Raw genomic sequence first — 17,754 nt, forward strand, 5'->3', positions numbered from 1 at the left:
AACAACGTTTGGTTAGGAGCTATCACAACCATGGACTTCGAACTCGGCGAGTCGCAGCGCGAACTGCGCGAGCTGGCCCGGGCCTGGGTGGACAAAGAGGTCGTTCCGCACGCGGCCGCCTGGGATCGGGCCGAGGCGGTCGATACCGCGATCGTCGGCAAGCTCGGTGCGATGGGCTTTCTCGGCATCGAGATCCCGGAGGAGTACGGCGGCTCCGGCGGCGCGGCCCTGGACTACTGTGTCCTGCTCGAGGAACTCGGTCGCGGCGACAGCTCGGTGCGCGGCATCGTATCCGTCTCGCTCGGCCTGGTGGCCAAGTCGATCAAGACCTACGGCACCGAGACCCAGAAGCGGGAGTGGCTGCCGCGCCTGTGCTCCGGGCAGTCACTGGGCTGCTTCGGCCTCACCGAACCCGGCACCGGCTCCGACGCGGGCAGCCTCACCACCAGGGCCGTTGCCGACGGCGATGATTGGCTGCTGTCGGGCACCAAGATGTTCATCACCAACGGCACCTGGGCCGACGTCGCCATCATCTTCGCCCGCACCGGCGGCCCCGGCCCCAAGGGCGTGACCGCCTTCCTGGTGCCCACCGACGCCCCCGGCTTCGCGCGCACCGAGATCAAGGGCAAGCTCGGCCTGCGCGGCCAGGCCACCGCCGAACTCGTCCTCGACCAGGTCCGGGTGCCCGACGCCAACCGGCTCGGCGAGCTCGGCCAGGGCTTCAAGATCGCCATGGCCGCCCTGGACAAGGGCCGCATGGGTGTGGCCGCCGGGTGTGTCGGCGTCGCGCGCGGCTGCCTGGAGGCCGCCGTGAAATACGCTCGGGAGCGCGAGCAGTTCGGCAAGCCGATCGCCTCCTATCAGCTGGTCCAGGAACTCATCTCCGATATCGCCGTCGATGTCGAGGCGGCGCGGCTGCTCACCTGGCGGGTCGCCGACCTGGTCGGGAAGGGCAAGCCGTTCGGCACCGAGGCCTCGGTCGCCAAGCTGTTCGCCAGCGAGGCCGCGGTGAAGGCCGCCAACAATGCCATCCAGGTGTTCGGCGGATACGGCTACATCGACGAGTACCCGGTGTCGAAGTACCTGCGCGACGCCCGCGTGCTCACCCTCTACGAGGGCACCAGCCAGATCCAGAAGCTGCTCATCGGGCGCGCCCTCACCGGCGTGAACGCCTTCCTCTGAACGTCATTCACAGACAGGGAGATTCAGTCATGTCGAAAGTCGCAGTCGTGACCGGTGCGGCCCGCGGAATCGGCGCGGGCACCGCGGCCCGCCTGGCGGCCGACGGTTTCGCCGTCGCCATCGTCGATCTCGACGAGGCCGCCTGCAAGGACGCCGTGGACGCCATTGCCGCCCAGGGCGGCACGGCCATCGCGGTGGGCTGCAATGTCACCGACGAGGCGCAGGTCGCCGCCGCGTTCGAACGCATTGCCGCGGAACTGGGTTCGGTCGACGTGCTGGTCAACAACGCCGGCGTGCTGCGCGACAACCTGCTGTTCAAGATGTCGGTGGACGATTGGGACATCGTCATGTCCGTGCACCTGAAGGGCACGTTCCTGTGCTCGCGGGAGGCGCAGAAGTACATGGTGAAGCAGAAGTCCGGCAAGATCGTGAACACCTCCAGCGTGTCCGCGCTGGGCAGCCGCGGCCAGGCCAACTACTCGGCCGCCAAGATGGGCATCCAGGGCCTGACCCGCACGCTCGCCATGGAATTGGGGCCGTTCGGCATCAACGTCAATGCCGTCGCGCCGGGCTTCATCGTCACCGAGATGACCGATGCCACCGCCGCCCGCGTGGGTGTCTCGCCGGAGGAGTTCCGCGCCGAGGCCGCCAAGATCACCCCGCTGCGCCGGGTCGGCGAGCCCGCCGACATCGCGAACGTGGTGTCCTTCCTGGTCTCCGATGACGCGTCGTTCGTCACCGGCCAGACCATCTACGTCGACGGCGGACGCCGCCTTTAATCACGAAACTTCGGTCCGTGCTGGGTGATTCGCTCCCGGCGCGGGCTGTCACCGGCTCAGAGAGATCGTCACCATGCAGAGAACAGTTTTCGACAAGGACCACGACGCCTTCCGCGAGACCGTGCGGGCCTTCATCGAGTCCGAGGTCGTCCCCGTCTACGAGGAGTGGTATTCGGCCGGTATCGCGCCACGCGAGTTCTATTACAAGCTGGCCGAGCTCGGTGTCTTCGGCATCGAGGTGCCCGAGGAGTACGGCGGCGCGGGCATCGAGTCGTTCAAGTTCCAGGCCATCCTCATGGAGGAAGTCGCCCGTGCCGCAGTGCATCTCGGCGGATCGGGCGTGCACGTGGGGCTGTGCCTGCCCTACCTCAAGAATCTCGCGACCGAGGAGCAGAAGCAGCGCTGGCTGCCCGGCTTCGTCACCGGCGAGATCATGTTCGCCATCGCCATGACCGAGCCCGGCACCGGCTCCGACCTGGCCGGAATGCGCACCACCGCAAAGCTTTCCGCGGACGGCACCCACTACGTGCTGAACGGGTCCAAGACCTTCATCACCGGCGGCGTGCTCGCCGACCGCGTCATCGTCTGCGCCCGCACCGCCGCCCCCGGCGACACCGATCGCCGCCACGGCATCTCGCTGTTCGTGGTGGACACCAAGTCCCCGGGCTACAGCGTCGGCCGCAAGCTGGACAAGCTGGGCCTCAAGGTCTCCGACACCGCCGAACTCAACTTCACCGACGTCGAGGTGCCGGTCGAGGACCTGCTCGGCGAGGAGCACAAGGGCTTCTCCTACCTGGGCCAGAACCTCCCGCAGGAGCGGCTGTCCATTGCCGTCGGCGCGTACGCGCAGGCCAAGGCCGCGATCCGCTTCGCCAAGGAATACACCCGGCAGCGCAACGTCTTCGGCCAGCCGGTCTCCGGCTTCCAGAACACCAAGTTCGAACTCGCCGCTTGTCAGGCCGAGGTGGACGCCGCCGAGGCCGTGGTGGATCGCGGCCTCGAGGCCCTCGACGAGGGCACCCTGACCCCGGCGGATGCCGCCTCCGCCAAGCTCTTCTGCACCGAGGTCGCGCACCGAGTCATCGACCGCTGCCTGCAGCTGCACGGCGGATACGGCTTCATCAACGAGTACCCCATTGCCCGCCTCTACGCCGACAACCGCGTGAACCGGATCTACGGCGGTACCAGCGAAGTCATGAAGATGATCATCGCCAAGGACATGGGTCTCTGACCAACCGATCGAACCGAGGTATCGATGAACGCGACTCTCTCCCTGGCCGGCATCCTCGCCGAACCGGCGTGGCGGCGACCCGACCACATCGCCCTGATCGAGGGCGACCAGCGCATCACCTTCCGCGACCTGTGGCGGCAGGCCCGCGAACAGGCCGGGGCCCTCATCGAACTCGGGGTGCGGCCGGGTGACCGGGTCGCGCTCATGGGACCCAATACCGCTGATTTCCCGCGTGCGTACTTCGCCATCCTGGCGGCAGGCGCGACCGTGGTGCCGGTGCACCTGCTGCTCACAGCGGACGAGGCGGAATACGTGCTGCGCGACAGCGGGGCCACCGTCATGATCTGCCATCCGATGGTGGAGGTCGTCGGCAAGGAGGCGGCCGGCCGGGCCGGCATCGACTGCCTGAGCCCGAAAGAGCTTTCCGGCGAGGCGATTCCGGCGTATGTGGCGCGCAGCCCGCTCGACACCGCGGTGGTGTTCTACACCAGCGGCACCACCGGCCGCCCCAAGGGCGCGGAGCTCAGCCACCTCAATATGGTCATGTGCGCGACGGTGAACGCCTTCGACGCCAACGAGGTCAAGCGCGAGGATATCGCGCTGGGCGCACTGCCGCTGTTCCATGTGTTCGGCCAGACCGTCTCCATGAACTCGCACTGGCGGCTCGGCGCGACCCTGGTGCTCATGCCGAGATTCGATGCGGCGCAGGCGCTCGAGCTCATGGTGAAGGAGAACATCAATACCTTCCACGGTGTGCCGACCATGTACCACGGGCTGCTCGCGGCGGCCGGGGGCGCGGCGGTACTGCCGAAGCTACGGCTGTGCATCAGCGGCGGCGCGGCCATGCCGCCGGTCATCATCGAGGAGTTCGAGCAGGTCTTCGGCGCGCACATCCTCGAGGGCTACGGCCTGTCCGAAACCTCGCCCACCGCAACGGTGAACCAGCCGCTGCTCGGCCCGCAGATCGGCACCGTCGGACACCCGGTGTGGGGCGTCGACGTCGAGATCGCCGCCACTGACGTGCGCGACCGCATCGAACTCCTGCCGACCGGCACCATCGGTGAGGTCGTGGTGCGCGGCCACAATGTGTTCAGCGGTTACACCGGCAAGCCCGAGGCCACCGCGGAGGTCATGGTGGACGGCTGGTTCCGCACCGGCGACCTGGGCGTCAAGGACGAGCAGGGCTACCTGCGCATCGTGGACCGGATCAAGGAGATGATCATTCGCGGCGGGTTCAACGTGTACCCGACCGAGGTGGAGGCCGCGCTGCTGCGGCACCCGAACATCGCGCAGGTGGCGATCATCGGTGTGCCGGACGAGAACTACGGCGAGGAGATCCTCGCGGTCGTCGTGCCGTCCGGACCGCTCACCGCCGAGGACGTCATCGACTACGCGAAAGAACATGTGGCGCGGTACAAGTACCCGCGCCGCGTCGAGTTCGTCACCGAACTGCCCATGGGGCCCACCCACAAGATCCTCAAGCGCGAACTGAAGCAGCGCTACGCCTAGCCGGAGGAACACCGCATGATCGACTTCAGCGACTTCGACCACCTGCGCGCCGCCGCCGGCACCGAAATCGGTGTCAGCGACTGGATCACCGTCGACCAGCAGCGCATCGACACCTTCGCCGACGCCACCGACGACCACCAGTGGATCCACGTCGACGCCGCCCGCGCGGCCGCCGGACCCTACGGGCGCACCATCGCCCACGGGTTCCTCACCCTGTCACTGGTGGTGCCGATGACCGCGCAGGTCATGACCGTCAGCGCCGCGAACATGGCGATCAACTACGGGCTCAACAAGGTTCGGTTCATCAACCCGGTGCCGGTGGACTGCCGCATCCGCGGCCGCTTCACCCTCGACGCCGTCACCGACATCCCGGGTGGCGTGCAGGCCGTGCGGACGGTCACCGTCGAGATCGAGGGACAGGACAAGCCCGCCTGCGTCGCGGAGAGCATCGCCCGCTACCTCGCCTGAGGCGCGCAGACCATGGCCCGCCGATCGAATCGATCGGCGGGCCCTGGCTTTTCGCGGACCGGCGGTGTTCCGCGGGCTACCCGCGTGGTCCGAACGGCACCGCCGACAGCGGGGCGGCGTCCGGCGTCATGGTCGCCACCACCGAGATCCCCGCCGCCTGGAAATTCATCAGCGCCCGGGCGATATGGTTCGCCGAGGTGATCAGGATCGCCGCGTGCGCGCCGATGGCGTCCATCAGCTGCGCCGAGAACGCCGCGTTCTGGACCGTCGAATTCGCCTTGGTCTCGGCATGAATGCGGGTGCGGTCGATACCGCGCTCGACCAGCCAGTCCGTCATGGCGTCCGCCTCGGTCACCCCGTTCTGCGGATTGCCGCCGGTCACGATGACCGGGGCCTGCGGCGAGAGCAGGGCCGAGACGTAGCCGGCGTAGAGCCGGGCCATGAGCTCCGGGCGCATCGAGCCGTCGGGCTGCAGACCGTAACCGAGCACCACGATCGCGGTGTCCGGGGTGAACAGCGCGGGCAGGTTCAGGCCCGGCAGGTCCATGCCGGGGATATTGAAGGTCTGCAACGCGTTGATGGTCGCCAGCATGTTCTGGGACAGCCCGGCGATGGAATCGATCTGTACCGGCTGCGGCGGCGCGTCGGCGTGGGCCGGCGCGGCGGCCGCCGCCAGTGCGATGACGGTGGCGCCGGGCAGCAGGGCCTGGATGGCCTTGGTGCGGAACTGATTCGATGTCCTGCGGTGATGGCGGCCGGGCCGGACGCGCCCCAGCTGGGGGCGGACTCCTTGCCACTGACCACTGGGTGAGATTCTCCGATGTCTGCCTGCGTCGAGCATCGCAACCCCCTAGGTAGCCGGGATGTGACTACCGGTCGGTTCACAATCGTCCGAATCATGATCGCGCCGGATCCACTTCTATGGAGGCGATTTCGCGAAATCAAGATTCACATCGTCGCGAGACAGCGTCCGAACAGCGGAAATATCAAGCCGGACCGGCATTGTCGTGAGGTCGGCGCGACCGCTCGGACCGCTTCAGATGGTATGACCGGCATCACATCACGCCCGATGTCACACCCGCGTGGGCCCCGTCGTCAACCTGACGAAGGCAACGAACGACACAGAGAAAAGAGAGAACAATGACCCGCTTCGCCCTGTACGAGAACGAAGTCGCCGCCAAGTTCAACAAGCGCCTCGTCACCGCCGCCCGCGTCGTCGACGAGTCCAGCCTGCCCAAGGCCACCCAGGAACTGGTCAAGATCCGTGCCTCGCAGATCAACGGCTGCGGCATGTGCCTGGACATGCACACCAAGGACGCCGCCCACGCCGGCGAGACCGCGGTCCGCCTGGCCATGGTCGCCGCCTGGAAGGAATCCACCGTCTTCACCGAGCCCGAGCGCGCGGCCCTCGCCCTCACCGACGAGGGCACCCGTCTCGCCGACGGTGGCGACATCTCCGAGGACACCTGGGCCCTGGTCCGCAAGAACTACGACGACGACCAGATCGGCGCGCTGATCTCCCTGATTGCCACCATCAACGCCTGGAACCGCCTGAACGTCATCTCCGGCCAGCTGGGCGGCCAGTACGTCCCCGGCCAGTGGTGACCACCTGCCCGCGCCCCAATCACCCTGGGGCGCAAGGGCAGGCATTTCTCGAGTGGCACACCACCGAGGGGAATCGGTCGAATCCCCGCGGCGGTGTGCCACTCGGCATTCGGGCCGCGCAACCAACCCCGCGATTCGGCTGCAGGGCTCGAGCTTCCAGGACGGGCGGCCATCCCGACGCCGACGACGCCCGCGCCCTCCTCGCCGACCTCGGCTGACCCCGCCGCGGAAAATCGGTACCGCTTTCCACGACGTGTCATTACTGTCATCGTCGCCACCGACGCCCTGGCGCGCAGGTCGTGGGGTGGTCCAGCCGGTGTGGAGGAGTCCGGAGTCCTCGCTTCCGTCAAGGAAGAAACCGCGGGTTCGAATCCCGTCACTGGTGCAGGTGATGTCGGCCGGGTGCGGCCGGTCGGTCCTCGAAGGCTCGGTCAGTTCTCGAAGGCGGCGCGGTGGGCCGCACACCATTCGGCGAAGGTACGCGGCGGGCGGCCGAGCAGTTCGGTCACGGTGTGGGTGCGCGCGCCCACGGTGTCGGCGCGCATGAGGGCGAAGCCCGCCACGATCGCCGCGGCCAGCGGCGGGGGAGCGCCGTTCGGGAAGCGGGCCGCCACCGCCTCCTCCGGCGTCGCGGCCTCACGAATCTTGATGTCGCGGTCCAGGATTCGGGCGAGGATCGCGACCTGTTCGCCGACGGTCAGGCTCTCCGGTCCGGTGAGGTGATAGGCCGCCCCGGCGTGGCCGGGCTCGGTGAGGCAGCGGGCCGCCACCTCGGCGATATCGGCGGGATCGATCGGGGCGAACCGGCCCGGGCCGGCGGGGTCGAGGATCGGGTCGCCCGCCCGCAACGCCGGAATCCACTCCAGGGCATTGGACATGTACCCGCCCGGACGCAGGATCGTGCACGGAATTCCGCTGGCGCGCACCAGATTCTCGCGCTCGTGGTGCCAGCTGCCCATGGCGGGCAGCGGTTCGACCAGCACGTGGGCGGAGGAGATCATGACGATCCGCTTCACTCCCGCCCCGGCGGCGGCGTGCAGCAGGTTGCGGGTGTGGTCCAGCCCGATGCCCGGGACCAGCAGGAACAGGCCGGTGACTCCGGTCATGGCCCGGTCCAGGCTCGCCGGATCGTCGAGGTCGCCCAGGCAGGTTTCGGCACGCGCGGGCAGGGTCGCCGCCCGTGCCGGATCACGCACCAGGGCACGGAAATCGAGGTCGTTGGCATCGAGGATGCGGGTGAGTTCGCGGCCGATGTTCCCGGTCGCTCCGGTCAGCAGTAGCATGGCATCTCCAGATCGTTAGCCGTCTACCGAAAAACGTTAGACGGCTAACGATCGACGGTCAATACCCGCACCCGACCGGAGGCCCCATGTCTTCCCCAGGCTCAGCCGACTTCCTGGACCTGCACGGCCGCACCTCGAAAGCCTTGCGCGCCTTGGCCGATCGCGATATGCGCCGCCTCGGCCTGCACCTCGGCCAGAATCACGTGCTGGCCGTGCTGTGGGAACAGGACGGCCGCACACCGGGGGAGATGGCGGCCGCGCTGAACGTCACCACGCCGACCGTCGTCAAGATGGCCACCCGCATGGCCGCCGCCGGCCTGCTCACCCGCCGCCGCGACGACAAGGACAACCGCCTGGTCCGGCTCTGGCTCACCGACCGCGGCCGCGACCTCCGCGACCCCGTCGAAGCCGACCGGAAGACCCTGTCCGACAAGGTGACCGCCGACCTCACCGACGCCGAACGCCGCCACCTGATGTCGGCGCTGGAAAAAATCCACCGCGCCGCCGCCGACCTCCTCGGCGAACCGCTCGACCACACCGACGCGATCCCGGACTGACCCGGACCCGCGCCGTTCGATCCCGGACCGGCGCTGCCGCCCCGGCCATCACCTAGAGTTGGGCTCATGATTACCGCGATCGTGTTGATCTCCGCCGAACCGGATCGGATTCCGGAGACCGCGCAGGAACTGGCCGACATCAAGGGGGTGGCCGAGGTCTATTCGTGCGCGGGGGATGTGGACCTGATCGCCGTGGTCCGGGTGCGCGACCACGAGGAGATCGCCGACGTGGTCACCGGCCGGATCAACAAGACGCCGGGCGTGCTGCGCACGGCCACCCACATCGCGTTCAAGTCCTACTCGCGCGCGGACGTGGAGGCCGGCTTCTCGATCGGCGAATAGCCGCCCGGGTCAGCGGGTCAGAACGGACGCGCCCAGCGCGGTGCCGGTGTGACCGGGCTCGATGGTGTGGGTGACGCCGCCCTTGCACCCGGGGAACAGGTAGACCTGGGCGCGCAGGGTGGTTTCATTGTCGACACTGAGCCGGCGCGGCACACCGCGGATGGTCACGCAGTCGCCCGGAATGCCGTAGCTGCGGCCGTCCACACTGAGGGTGCCGGGATCGGCGGTCTCGTCGTGAGCCCAGTGAGCGGCGCTCACCGGGATGCCGATGCCCAGGAACACGGCCACCAGGCCGGGTAGCACCACTCCGTATCGCATGTCGAAACTGTAACGCCGCCCCGGTGACCCGAACAGCAAACACACAGCTGGGTGACCCGAACTCTCAGGACACTCGGAGGAACTCTTCCATGAGAGGGCAGGAACCATGTTCGTGAAGGTGTGCGGGCTCACCACCGAGGAACAGATCGACTGGGCCGTCGAGCTCGGCTACTCGGCCATCGGCGTGGTCGGCACGGCCAAGAGCAAGCGGTATGTCGAGCCCGCCCGGGCGCGTGAGCTGGCGGCGTACGCGCGCGGCCGGATCCGCTCGTTCGTGGTGGCGTTCGACCGGACCGAGGTCGCCGAGGTGATCGGCGACTTCGACGTCATCCAGCTCTACAACTGGACCGACCTGCCGAATCTGGCCTACTGCTCGGCCGCCGCACCCACCCCGGAACAGGTCTGCGAATACTTCTTCTACGACGCCAGCACCGGATCGGGCGTCTTCGCCGAATTCCCGGACTGGCTGGAGCAGGTGCCCGGACAGGTGGTGCTGGCCGGCGGCCTCAGCCCCGGCAATGTCGCCGAGGTGATCACGACCCATCGGCCGTTCGGCGTCGACGTCTCCAGTTCGGTCGAAACCGCCCCTGGCATCAAGAGTTTCGATGCCATGAGCCGTTTCAAACAGGCCGTGGACTCCGCGGCCGAACCGGGGGCCTGAAGTCCCCCGGGGTCAGTTCGCGCCGAGCCCGTTGGAGACGGTGACCCAGCGATCCAGCAGCGCCGAGGCCGCACCCGAATCCACGGTCTCGGCCACCCGCTTCAAAGCCGCGGCCAGCTTGGTGTGCAGATCGCCGTCCACCCCCGCGGCGGTCAGTTCGAACGCCACCAGCGCCGCCGCCGAATTCAGCAGCACCGCGTCCCGCACCGGGCCCGGGTCGCCGGCGAACATGGCGCGCGCGATCTCCGCGTTCATCACCGCGTCGCCGCCGCGCAGCGCCGACGGATGCACCCGCTCGATGCCGAGTCTGGTTGGGTCGATGGTGGTTTCGTGCAACCGGCCGCCCGCGACCACCCACACATCGGTGGTGTCGGCGGTGGTGATCTCGTCGAGGCCGTCGTTGCCGCGGACCACGAGCGCCGAGGCGCCGCGTTCGGCGAACACACCCGCGATCACCGCCACCAGATCCGGGAAAGCACAGCCGATCAGGCCCGTGCTGGGCTGGGCCGGATTGGTCAGCGGCCCCAGAATATTGAAGACCGTCGGAATCCCGATCTCACCGCGCGCCTGACTCGCGAACCGCAGCGAGGGATGGAACACCGGCGCGAAGCAGAACCCGATGCCGGTCTGCCGCACACACTCGGCCACCGATTCCGGCCCGAGCGCGATCTTCACGCCCAGCGCCTCCAGCACGTCCGCGCCGCCGCTCTTGGACGAGGCCGCCCGATTGCCGTGCTTGATCACCGGAATCCCGCTGGCCGCCACCACGATCGAGGACATGGTGGAGATGTTCACGCTGCCCGAGCGGTCCCCGCCGGTGCCGACGATATCCACCGCCGCGCCCTCGAACGGCACCCGCTTCGCGTGCGAGAGCATGCCGGTGGCCAGGCCGCTCAGCTCGGTCGGGGTCGGGCCCTTCATCTTCAGGGCCACGCCGAAGGCCGCGATCTGCGCGGAGGTGGCGTTGTCGGAGAAGATCTCGTTCATCGCCCACGCGGCCTCATCCGAGGACAGATCGTTGCCGTCGGTGAGGATGCCGAGAATTTCTCTCCAGCTGCGCGCGCTCATTGCCTTCTCTTCCCGTTGCCGGTCCACGCCGGACACCAGTGTTGTTGCGGCAAGCCTAGTGTGCGGGGCTAGTTCTTTCCGCCAGGACCGGCGGCGGGCTGCAGGGCATCCCAGCCGAGGACATGGCCGTCGTAGCGATGGGCGATTCCCGTCATGCGGGAACGCTCCTGGGAGCAGTGCAGGGCGTCGAGCACCTGCACGCGCTGCAACACCAGGTTCGCCGGGTCGGCCGCGTCCACCGAGGCGGTGTCATAGCCGATCTGCGCGGCGATGACTTGCACCTCACCGACGCGGTCGGCGGGAACCCGGAGGTGGTGCCGAAGGACTACTGGATCGTCCGATGTCCACTGCAGAGCCTTGCCCAGGGCCGCCGAACAGGCTTCGGCATCATCGAAACTCGATGCCACCACCACCAGATCCGGCCGCCTCGGATCCAGTTCGGTCGTCCCGCCGCGTCCAGCTATCCGCCGCCACCACGATTTCACGCTCATATATCCCTCTCCACAGGGCTCAGCTTCCTCTTACCTGCGCAATCTAGGCTCTCCGGGACACGCCGAGCGCCCTGCCAGACGAGCGCTCGCGCTGGGCTTTCCGACACGTACGACAAAGTTTCGTACCCGCCTACGCCTGTCGTACTACGACAAGTCATACTTACCGGCGTGACGACCGCAGTAGGGACCCCAGGATCGGCCATTACCCAGCGTGTGCATTCGCTGAACCGGCCCAACATGGTCAGCGTCGGTACCATCATCTGGCTGTCGAGCGAGCTGATGTTCTTCGCCGGCTTGTTCGCCATGTACTTCGTTGCTCGCGCGCAGGCGCACGGAAACTGGCCGCCGGAGCCGACCGAGCTGAACATGAAGCTCGCCGTGCCGGTGACCGCGGTGCTGATCGCCTCCTCCTTCACATGCCAGATGGGCGTGTTCGCGGCGGAGAAGGGTGACGTCTTCGGCCTGCGCCGCTGGTACCTGCTGACCTTCCTCATGGGTGCGTTCTTCGTCGGTGGCCAGGCCACCGAGTACCACGCCCTGTACTCGGAGGGCACCTCGATCTCCAGCAGCGTGTACGGCTCGGTGTTCTTCATCACCACGGGCTTCCACGGTCTGCACGTCATCGGCGGTCTCATCGCGTTCGTGTTCCTGCTGATCCGCACCAAGCTCAGCAAGTTCACCCCGGCGCAGGCCACGGCGGCGATCGTCGTCTCCTACTACTGGCACTTCGTCGACATCGTCTGGATCGGCCTCTTCGCCACGATCTACTTCGTCCGCTAACACCGGACGCGCCGAGGCCCAGCCCGCGTCGGCAACCCAGAAACTTGTACAAGTCGGTTCCGTCTACTCCAAAGGGACACAGATGAGTTCATCTCCCCCGTCAGCGCCAGATCCCGAGGGGATCGGCCAGGCCACCAAGATCCGCAAGCAGCGCCGGATGCGCCGGAAGCTGGCCGGCGGTCTGGTCCTCCTGATGGGCCTCGTCGGAGCCGGCTTCGCGGCGTCGGCCCTGACCCCGCAGGCTCAGGTCGCCACCGCGAAAGAGGACCAGTCCGCGCTGATCCGCGAGGGCAAGCAGATCTACGACACCTCCTGCGTCACCTGCCACGGTGCCAACCTGCAGGGTGTCCAGGATCGCGGCCCCAGCCTGATCGGCGTCGGTGAGGCCGCGGTCTACTTCCAGGTTTCCACCGGTCGTATGCCCGCCGCCCGCAACGAGGCGCAGATCCAGCGCAAGCCCCCGAAGTTCGACGCGCACCAGACCGACGCGCTCGGCGCGTACGTCCAGTCCCAGGGCGGCGGTCCGACCGTGCTGCGCGACAGCAACGGCGAGATCGCGCAGGAGTCCATCGTCGAGGACCGTGACCTCGGCCGCGGTGGCGAGCTGTTCCGCATGAACTGCGCCTCCTGCCACAACTTCACCGGCAAGGGTGGCGCGCTGTCGTCCGGCAAGTTCGCGCCGCCGCTGGAAGAGGCCACCGAGCAGCAGCTCTACCTGGCCATGCTGACCGGCCCGCAGAACATGCCCCGGTTCTCCGACCGGCAGCTGACGCCGGACGAGAAGAAGGACATCGTCGCCTACATCAAGGACCGCATGGAGACCCCGTCCGAGGGCGGCTACGGCCTCGGCGGCTTCGGTCCCGCGACCGAGGGCCTGGCCATCTGGGTCGTCGGCATCGTGGTCCTGGTCGGCTCCGCGATGTGGATCGGTTCCCGGTCATGAGTGAACAGGAGCGAAACAGCATGGGGGACAACCCCACCGAACCCACCGATGAGCAGCTCGACGCCATGTCGCGGGACGAGCTGGTCAAGCTCGGCACCGAGCTGGACGGCGTCGACGTCGCCTACCGTGCCCCGCGCTGGCCGGTCCCGGGTACCCGGGCCGAGAAGCGCGCCGAGCGCCGGGTGGCGCTCTGGTTCGGCATCTCCGCGCTCGCGGGTGCCGCGCTGATCGGTGTCTTCCTGTTCTGGCCCTGGGAGTACAAGGGCCGTCACCAGGACGGCAACGGCATGTACACGCTGACCACCCCGCTCTACGGCCTCACCCTCGGCATCGCCGTGCTGGCCGTCGGCGTCGCGGTGGTGCTGATCCGCAAGCATTTCATCCCCGCCGAGATCTCCATCCAGGACCGCCACGATGGCGCGTCCAAGGAGGTCGACCGGCGCACCCTGGTCGCGCAGCTGCAGGACGCCGCCGAGACCTCGACCCTGGGCCGCCGCAAGCTCATCACCCGCACCGCGGGCCTGGGCGTGGGCGTCATGGGCGTCGGCGCGCTGCTCGTCTTCGTCGGCGGCATGATCAAGAACCCGTGGGCCAAGCGCGACAAGTCGCCGCTGTGGGTCTCGGGCTGGACCCCGGACTACCCGGGTGAGACCATCTATCTGCGTCGCGACACCGGCCGCCCCGAGGACATCGTCCTGGTCAAGCCGGAGGATCTGGACGCCGGTGCCATGGAGACCGTCTTCCCCTGGAAGGAATCCTGGCGCGGTGACGAGCACAAGACGCTGGAATCGCTGCGCGGTATTCGCAACGCGGTCATGCTGATTCGCTTGCGCACCCACGATGCCGAGCACGCCATCAAGCGCAAGGGCCAGGAGAGCTTCAACTTCGGCGACTACTTCGCCTACTCGAAGATCTGCACCCACCTCGGCTGCCCCACCTCGCTGTTCGAGCAGCAGACCAACCGAATCCTGTGCCCCTGCCACCAGTCGCAGTTCTCCGCGACCGAGTGGGGTAAGCCGGTCTTCGGTCCCGCCGCGCGTGCGCTGCCGCAGCTGCCGATCACCGTCAACGCCGATGGCTACCTGGTCGCCCAGCACGACTTCATCGAGCCCCTCGGCCCGGCCTACTGGGAGCGTCGTTCATGAGCCCTAGCAAAGTGGCCGTCCAGGCCAACGAGATGGACGAGCGTTACCGCCTCGCGGCGTTCGCCAAACGATCGATCAACAAGGTCTTCCCGACCCACTGGTCGTTCCTGCTCGGTGAGATCGCGTTGTACGCGTTCATCATCCTGCTGCTGTCGGGTATCTACCTGACGCTGTACTTCGACCCGTCCATGTCGGAGACCGTCTACCAGGGTGCCTACCAGCCCCTGCGCGGTGTCACGATGTCGCGGGCCTACGAGACCGCGCTGAACATCTCCTTCGAGGTGCGCGGCGGTCTGTTCGTGCGCCAGGTGCACCACTGGGCGGCGCTGCTGTTCGCGTCGTCGATCATCATCCACCTGTTCCGCATCTTCTTCACCGGCGCTTTCCGCAAGCCGCGTGAGGCCAACTGGGTGATCGGCTCGCTGCTGCTCATCCTGGCCATGTTCGAGGGCTTCTTCGGCTACTCGATCCCGGACGACCTGCTCTCCGGCACCGGTCTGCGCGCCGCCTTCGGTGGTATCACCATGGGCATCCCGGTCATCGGCACCTGGATGCACTGGCTGATCTTCGGCGGTGACTTCCCGGGCACCATCATCATTCCGCGTCTGTACATCGCGCACGTGCTGCTGCTGCCGGGCATCATCCTGGCGCTCATCGCCGCGCACGTCGCGCTGGTGTGGTACCAGAAGCACACCCAGTTCCCCGGACCGGGCCGCACCGAGAAGAACGTCGTCGGCGCCCGCATCATCCCGGTGTTCGCCGCCGACCAGGGCGCGTTCTTCGCCTTCACCCTGGGTGTCGTCGCCATCATGGGTGGCGTGTTCCAGATCAACCCGATCTGGAACCTGGGTCCCTACAACCCGTCCCAGGTCTCGGCGGGTTCGCAGCCGGACTTCTACATGATGTGGACCGACGGCATGGCGCGTCTCATGCCGCCGTGGGAGCTGTACCTGGGCCGCTACACGGTCCCGGCGCCGTTCTGGGTCGCGCTGATCATGGGTGCGGTGTTCGGTGTGCTGATCGCCTACCCGTGGATCGAGAAGCGTCTCACCGGCGACACCGCCCGCCACAACCTGCTGCAGCGTCCGCGCGACGTGCCGGTCCGCACCGCCATCGGTGCCATGGCCATCGCGTTCTACCTGGTGCTGACCCTGGCGTGTGTGAACGACATCCTGTCGCTGAAGTTCGACATCTCGCTGAACGCGACGACCTGGTTCTTCCGCATCGCGCTGCTGCTGGCTCCGCCGCTCGCGTACTTCGTGGCGTACCGGTTCTGCATCGGCCTGCAGCGCAGTGACCGTGCGGTGCTCGAGCACGGCATCGAAACCGGTGTGATCAAGCGGCTTCCGCACGGTGAGTACATCGAGGTGCACCAGCCGCTGGGCCCGGTCGACTCGCACGGCCACCCGATCCCGCTGGAGTACCAGGGCGCCCCGGTGCCCAAGAAGATGGCCAAGCTGGGTTCCGCGGGCAAGCCCGGCACCGGCTCCTTCCTGCGCGCCGACCCCGCGTCGGAGCAGGCGGACCTGGTCGCCGTCGCCCACGAGGAAGAGCACAAGATGCTCGAGGTGCTGGAGGACGCGCAGAACGCCGCCGCCGGCAAGCACGAGCACTGATCCTCGCCGTCACACGGGAAGGCCCCGAGTCGAATTCGACTCGGGGCCTTCCCCGTTCCCGGGACTCGGCCGATCGGATGACAAGGTGACCGGGACCTGTTAGCTTCCGGACTATGGCTGTCCAGCCGGATCGACGGGCGGTCGCCCGGCCCGCGGTGGCGACCCGCTATGCGGTGGAGACCGGTCGGGCACAGGGGATTCCGGCCTCGGCCTGCCTGGCCGGGACGGGGCTGCGCGGCAGTGACCTGGAAGAACCTGGCGCACAGGTGCGGTCGGGCCAGGAACTGCGGGTCATCCGGAATCTGATCGCGCACGGGGGAGACCCGGCCGAACTGGGGGCCGCGACCGGGCGGCGGTACGCGCTCCCCGGCGCGGGGATCGTGGGCTACGCCATGATGACGAGTCCGACCGTGCGGGAGGCGATCCGGCTGCTGCCCGGGTACTTCGCGGTGACCTCCGTCCGATTCGGGCCGTCGTTCACCGAGACCCGGGCGGGGCTGGCGGTCACAGCCGGGGACGGGGCGGTGCGCGGCGACGTGCGGGCGTTCCTGCTGGCCCGCGATCTGACGGCCGCCTGCACGCTGGTCTCGGCGCTGGCCTCGGACACCGATGTGCTGCTGGACCTCGAATTCGAGCCCGGCCGAGGCAGGTTCACCGTGCCGCCCGAGGTGCTCGATCAGCCCGCCCGGCCGCCGGACGCGCTGTGCATCCAGCAGTGCGAGCTGGCACTGGACCGCCGGCATCGATACACCGGTCCGGCAGCGCAGGTGCGCCGAGTGCTGCTGCGGACGCCCGCGACCGCGCCGTCGCTCGCCGAGGTCGCCCGGGAACTCACACTGTCCGAACGCGGCCTGCACCGCCGACTCGCCGACCAGCACATCAGCTTTCGCGGCCTGGTCGATCAGATCCGGCAGCAGCTCGCCGCCGAACTCCTGGAGCTCGGGCTCACCGGCGAGACCGTCGCCCGCATGGTCGGCGCATCTGCCCAGCCGGTTTTCGGCCCCGGTTACCGAGGGCGCCCGGGCACCCAGCCCGGCCGCACCCACGACATCCCGCGCTAGCGATGGCGCCGACAGTGCGTGGTTGCGTCCTGCCGACGTGCCGCACTCGCGGTCGGCGCCGACCTCCCACTTCGGCGGCTAACCCTGCGGTGCAGCCGGATTCGGCCTGGTCCATACCAGCGAGAACCGCCACAGTACGTGCCGTCGGTAGCGCACGCCGGGCAAGATCTCGGCGGCCGTCCGCCGCGTCTCGGCATAGGTTTGCGGTGGCGGCCACACGACCGGCGAGGGGTGCGCCCACTGCGCCCGGAACAGCCGATCCTTGAAACTGGTGAGCAGGGCGGCGGCCTCCCACGGTAGATCCGCCGGAAAGTCGTTGCGCGCCATGCCCACCACGGCCAGGGTCCCGCCCGGCCGCAACAGCTCCCGCATCCGGGTGAGCGCCTTGACGGTGTCCATGTGGTGCAGGGCCGCGATGGACACGATCCCGTCGAACGACTCCGGCTCGAAGGGGTGCTCGAGGAAATCCGCCTGGAGATAGGTGATGTCGCCCGCCCCGGACTGGTCCCGGGCCAGCTCGATACTCCGCGCATCGGGATCGATCCCGGTCACTGCGGCCCCGCCCTGCCGGATCCGCCTGGCCAGCATGCCTTCCCCGCACCCGACGTCCAGCACGTCCCGCGCCCCGGCGACCGCCGCCGCCAGCAGCGGGTGGTACTCGATGTTGTGATTCCAGCGCTCCGCATCTGGCACATACATCCCGCCATTCTGGCAG

20 protein-coding genes are annotated in these 17,754 nt (G+C 68.1%); 14 read left to right on the forward strand and 6 right to left on the reverse strand.

The genetic code is table 11. The annotated features are described in order from the left end of the window. The first annotated feature begins 30 nt into the window (after positions 1-30). The 5 genes from ACWEKS_RS28880 to ACWEKS_RS28900 all read left to right on the forward strand — a co-directional run bounded on the left by ACWEKS_RS28880 (position 31) and on the right by ACWEKS_RS28900 (position 5,169). On the forward strand, positions 31-1,182 hold the full coding sequence (locus tag ACWEKS_RS28880) for an acyl-CoA dehydrogenase family protein (RefSeq protein WP_452342996.1): 1,152 nt from the start codon (positions 31-33) through the stop codon (positions 1,180-1,182). A gap of 29 nt (positions 1,183-1,211) precedes the next feature. Next, positions 1,212-1,961: a 3-oxoacyl-ACP reductase FabG gene (gene fabG, locus ACWEKS_RS28885; RefSeq protein ID WP_364616325.1), complete on the forward strand. Its 750-nt coding sequence runs from the start codon at positions 1,212-1,214 to the stop codon at positions 1,959-1,961. Positions 1,962-2,034: 73 nt separating this feature from the next. After that, positions 2,035-3,192, forward strand: coding sequence for an acyl-CoA dehydrogenase family protein (locus ACWEKS_RS28890; protein ID WP_452342997.1), 1,158 nt, complete (start codon positions 2,035-2,037; stop codon positions 3,190-3,192). Positions 3,193-3,216: 24 nt separating this feature from the next. Then, entirely contained in the window at positions 3,217-4,701 is a 1,485-nt protein-coding gene (locus ACWEKS_RS28895) for a long-chain-fatty-acid--CoA ligase (RefSeq protein WP_452342998.1), read from the forward strand. Positions 4,702-4,716: 15 nt separating this feature from the next. Further along, positions 4,717-5,169 (forward strand): MaoC family dehydratase, encoded by a 453-nt coding sequence (locus ACWEKS_RS28900; RefSeq protein WP_452342999.1) that lies wholly within the window; start codon positions 4,717-4,719, stop codon positions 5,167-5,169. Positions 5,170-5,245: 76 nt separating this feature from the next. On the opposite strand, the gene ACWEKS_RS28905 is transcribed toward ACWEKS_RS28900, so the two are convergent. After that, positions 5,246-6,010: a YdcF family protein gene (locus ACWEKS_RS28905; protein WP_452343000.1), complete on the reverse strand. Its 765-nt coding sequence runs from the start codon at positions 6,008-6,010 to the stop codon at positions 5,246-5,248. Positions 6,011-6,309: 299 nt separating this feature from the next. Between ACWEKS_RS28905 and ACWEKS_RS28910 the strand changes: the two genes are divergently transcribed. Further along, positions 6,310-6,774: a carboxymuconolactone decarboxylase family protein gene (locus ACWEKS_RS28910; protein ID WP_452343001.1), complete on the forward strand. Its 465-nt coding sequence runs from the start codon at positions 6,310-6,312 to the stop codon at positions 6,772-6,774. Positions 6,775-7,205: 431 nt separating this feature from the next. On the opposite strand, the gene ACWEKS_RS28915 is transcribed toward ACWEKS_RS28910, so the two are convergent. Continuing rightward, positions 7,206-8,057, reverse strand: coding sequence for an NAD(P)H-binding protein (locus ACWEKS_RS28915; RefSeq protein ID WP_452343002.1), 852 nt, complete (start codon positions 8,055-8,057; stop codon positions 7,206-7,208). An 86-nt stretch (positions 8,058-8,143) separates the two neighbouring features. Between ACWEKS_RS28915 and ACWEKS_RS28920 the strand changes: the two genes are divergently transcribed. Beyond that, on the forward strand, positions 8,144-8,614 hold the full coding sequence (locus tag ACWEKS_RS28920; protein WP_452343003.1) for a MarR family winged helix-turn-helix transcriptional regulator: 471 nt from the start codon (positions 8,144-8,146) through the stop codon (positions 8,612-8,614). A gap of 66 nt (positions 8,615-8,680) precedes the next feature. Then, entirely contained in the window at positions 8,681-8,956 is a 276-nt protein-coding gene (locus tag ACWEKS_RS28925) for an Lrp/AsnC family transcriptional regulator (protein ID WP_040856541.1), read from the forward strand. A 9-nt stretch (positions 8,957-8,965) separates the two neighbouring features. Here the strand turns inward: ACWEKS_RS28925 and ACWEKS_RS28930 are convergent, their stop codons facing one another. After that, positions 8,966-9,274: a hypothetical protein gene (locus ACWEKS_RS28930; RefSeq protein ID WP_452343004.1), complete on the reverse strand. Its 309-nt coding sequence runs from the start codon at positions 9,272-9,274 to the stop codon at positions 8,966-8,968. Positions 9,275-9,380: 106 nt separating this feature from the next. Between ACWEKS_RS28930 and ACWEKS_RS28935 the strand changes: the two genes are divergently transcribed. Further along, positions 9,381-9,935, forward strand: coding sequence for a phosphoribosylanthranilate isomerase (locus ACWEKS_RS28935; RefSeq protein WP_452343005.1), 555 nt, complete (start codon positions 9,381-9,383; stop codon positions 9,933-9,935). A gap of 12 nt (positions 9,936-9,947) precedes the next feature. On the opposite strand, the gene trpD is transcribed toward ACWEKS_RS28935, so the two are convergent. Next, positions 9,948-11,003: an anthranilate phosphoribosyltransferase gene (gene trpD / locus ACWEKS_RS28940; protein WP_452343006.1), complete on the reverse strand. Its 1,056-nt coding sequence runs from the start codon at positions 11,001-11,003 to the stop codon at positions 9,948-9,950. 68 nt (positions 11,004-11,071) lie between these two features. Beyond that, positions 11,072-11,494: a hypothetical protein gene (locus tag ACWEKS_RS28945; protein ID WP_452343007.1), complete on the reverse strand. Its 423-nt coding sequence runs from the start codon at positions 11,492-11,494 to the stop codon at positions 11,072-11,074. Positions 11,495-11,662: 168 nt separating this feature from the next. Here ACWEKS_RS28945 and ctaE point away from each other — a divergent pair, with 168 nt between their 5' ends. The 5 genes from ctaE (at position 11,663) to ACWEKS_RS28970 (ending at position 17,039) form a co-directional block, all read left to right on the forward strand. Further along, a complete protein-coding gene (gene ctaE / locus ACWEKS_RS28950; protein WP_083868641.1) occupies positions 11,663-12,274 on the forward strand; it encodes an aa3-type cytochrome oxidase subunit III in 612 nt (203 codons plus the stop codon). Positions 12,275-12,356: 82 nt separating this feature from the next. Beyond that, complete coding sequence (gene qcrC / locus ACWEKS_RS28955; RefSeq protein WP_379437023.1) at positions 12,357-13,217, forward strand: cytochrome bc1 complex diheme cytochrome c subunit; 861 nt, start codon at positions 12,357-12,359, stop codon at positions 13,215-13,217. Next, the gene (qcrA, locus tag ACWEKS_RS28960) at positions 13,214-14,362 is read left to right on the forward strand and encodes a cytochrome bc1 complex Rieske iron-sulfur subunit (RefSeq protein ID WP_364616283.1); all 1,149 of its coding nucleotides are present in this window, start codon (positions 13,214-13,216) and stop codon (positions 14,360-14,362) included. The genes qcrC and qcrA overlap by 4 nt, the downstream gene beginning before the upstream one ends. Further along, positions 14,359-15,978 (forward strand): cytochrome bc1 complex cytochrome b subunit, encoded by a 1,620-nt coding sequence (gene qcrB, locus ACWEKS_RS28965; protein WP_452343008.1) that lies wholly within the window; start codon positions 14,359-14,361, stop codon positions 15,976-15,978. Before qcrA ends, qcrB begins: the two co-directional genes overlap by 4 nt. Before the next feature lie 113 nt (positions 15,979-16,091). After that, a complete protein-coding gene (locus tag ACWEKS_RS28970; RefSeq protein ID WP_452343009.1) occupies positions 16,092-17,039 on the forward strand; it encodes an AraC family transcriptional regulator ligand-binding domain-containing protein in 948 nt (315 codons plus the stop codon). Between the two features lie 78 nt (positions 17,040-17,117). Here ACWEKS_RS28970 and ACWEKS_RS28975 read toward each other — a convergent pair whose 3' ends face one another. After that, positions 17,118-17,738, reverse strand: coding sequence for a class I SAM-dependent methyltransferase (locus tag ACWEKS_RS28975; protein ID WP_452343010.1), 621 nt, complete (start codon positions 17,736-17,738; stop codon positions 17,118-17,120). Between the last annotated feature and the right edge of the window lie 16 nt (positions 17,739-17,754).

The sequence above is a fragment of the Nocardia sp. NPDC004711 genome (assembly GCF_053601595.1).

Coding starts and splice junctions, on each gene's coding strand:
- ACWEKS_RS28880 (WP_452342996.1), top strand. CDS start 31: ATGGACTTCGAACTCGGCGAGTCGCAGCGCGAACTGCGCGAGCTGGCC.
- fabG (WP_364616325.1), top strand. CDS start 1,212: ATGTCGAAAGTCGCAGTCGTGACCGGTGCGGCCCGCGGAATCGGCGCG.
- ACWEKS_RS28890 (WP_452342997.1), top strand. CDS start 2,035: ATGCAGAGAACAGTTTTCGACAAGGACCACGACGCCTTCCGCGAGACC.
- ACWEKS_RS28895 (WP_452342998.1), top strand. CDS start 3,217: ATGAACGCGACTCTCTCCCTGGCCGGCATCCTCGCCGAACCGGCGTGG.
- ACWEKS_RS28900 (WP_452342999.1), top strand. CDS start 4,717: ATGATCGACTTCAGCGACTTCGACCACCTGCGCGCCGCCGCCGGCACC.
- ACWEKS_RS28905 (WP_452343000.1), bottom strand. CDS start 6,010: ATGCTCGACGCAGGCAGACATCGGAGAATCTCACCCAGTGGTCAGTGG.
- ACWEKS_RS28910 (WP_452343001.1), top strand. CDS start 6,310: ATGACCCGCTTCGCCCTGTACGAGAACGAAGTCGCCGCCAAGTTCAAC.
- ACWEKS_RS28915 (WP_452343002.1), bottom strand. CDS start 8,057: ATGCTACTGCTGACCGGAGCGACCGGGAACATCGGCCGCGAACTCACC.
- ACWEKS_RS28920 (WP_452343003.1), top strand. CDS start 8,144: ATGTCTTCCCCAGGCTCAGCCGACTTCCTGGACCTGCACGGCCGCACC.
- ACWEKS_RS28925 (WP_040856541.1), top strand. CDS start 8,681: ATGATTACCGCGATCGTGTTGATCTCCGCCGAACCGGATCGGATTCCG.
- ACWEKS_RS28930 (WP_452343004.1), bottom strand. CDS start 9,274: ATGCGATACGGAGTGGTGCTACCCGGCCTGGTGGCCGTGTTCCTGGGC.
- ACWEKS_RS28935 (WP_452343005.1), top strand. CDS start 9,381: ATGTTCGTGAAGGTGTGCGGGCTCACCACCGAGGAACAGATCGACTGG.
- trpD (WP_452343006.1), bottom strand. CDS start 11,003: ATGAGCGCGCGCAGCTGGAGAGAAATTCTCGGCATCCTCACCGACGGC.
- ACWEKS_RS28945 (WP_452343007.1), bottom strand. CDS start 11,494: ATGAGCGTGAAATCGTGGTGGCGGCGGATAGCTGGACGCGGCGGGACG.
- qcrC (WP_379437023.1), top strand. CDS start 12,357: ATGAGTTCATCTCCCCCGTCAGCGCCAGATCCCGAGGGGATCGGCCAG.
- qcrA (WP_364616283.1), top strand. CDS start 13,214: ATGAGTGAACAGGAGCGAAACAGCATGGGGGACAACCCCACCGAACCC.
- qcrB (WP_452343008.1), top strand. CDS start 14,359: ATGAGCCCTAGCAAAGTGGCCGTCCAGGCCAACGAGATGGACGAGCGT.
- ACWEKS_RS28970 (WP_452343009.1), top strand. CDS start 16,092: ATGGCTGTCCAGCCGGATCGACGGGCGGTCGCCCGGCCCGCGGTGGCG.
- ACWEKS_RS28975 (WP_452343010.1), bottom strand. CDS start 17,738: ATGTATGTGCCAGATGCGGAGCGCTGGAATCACAACATCGAGTACCAC.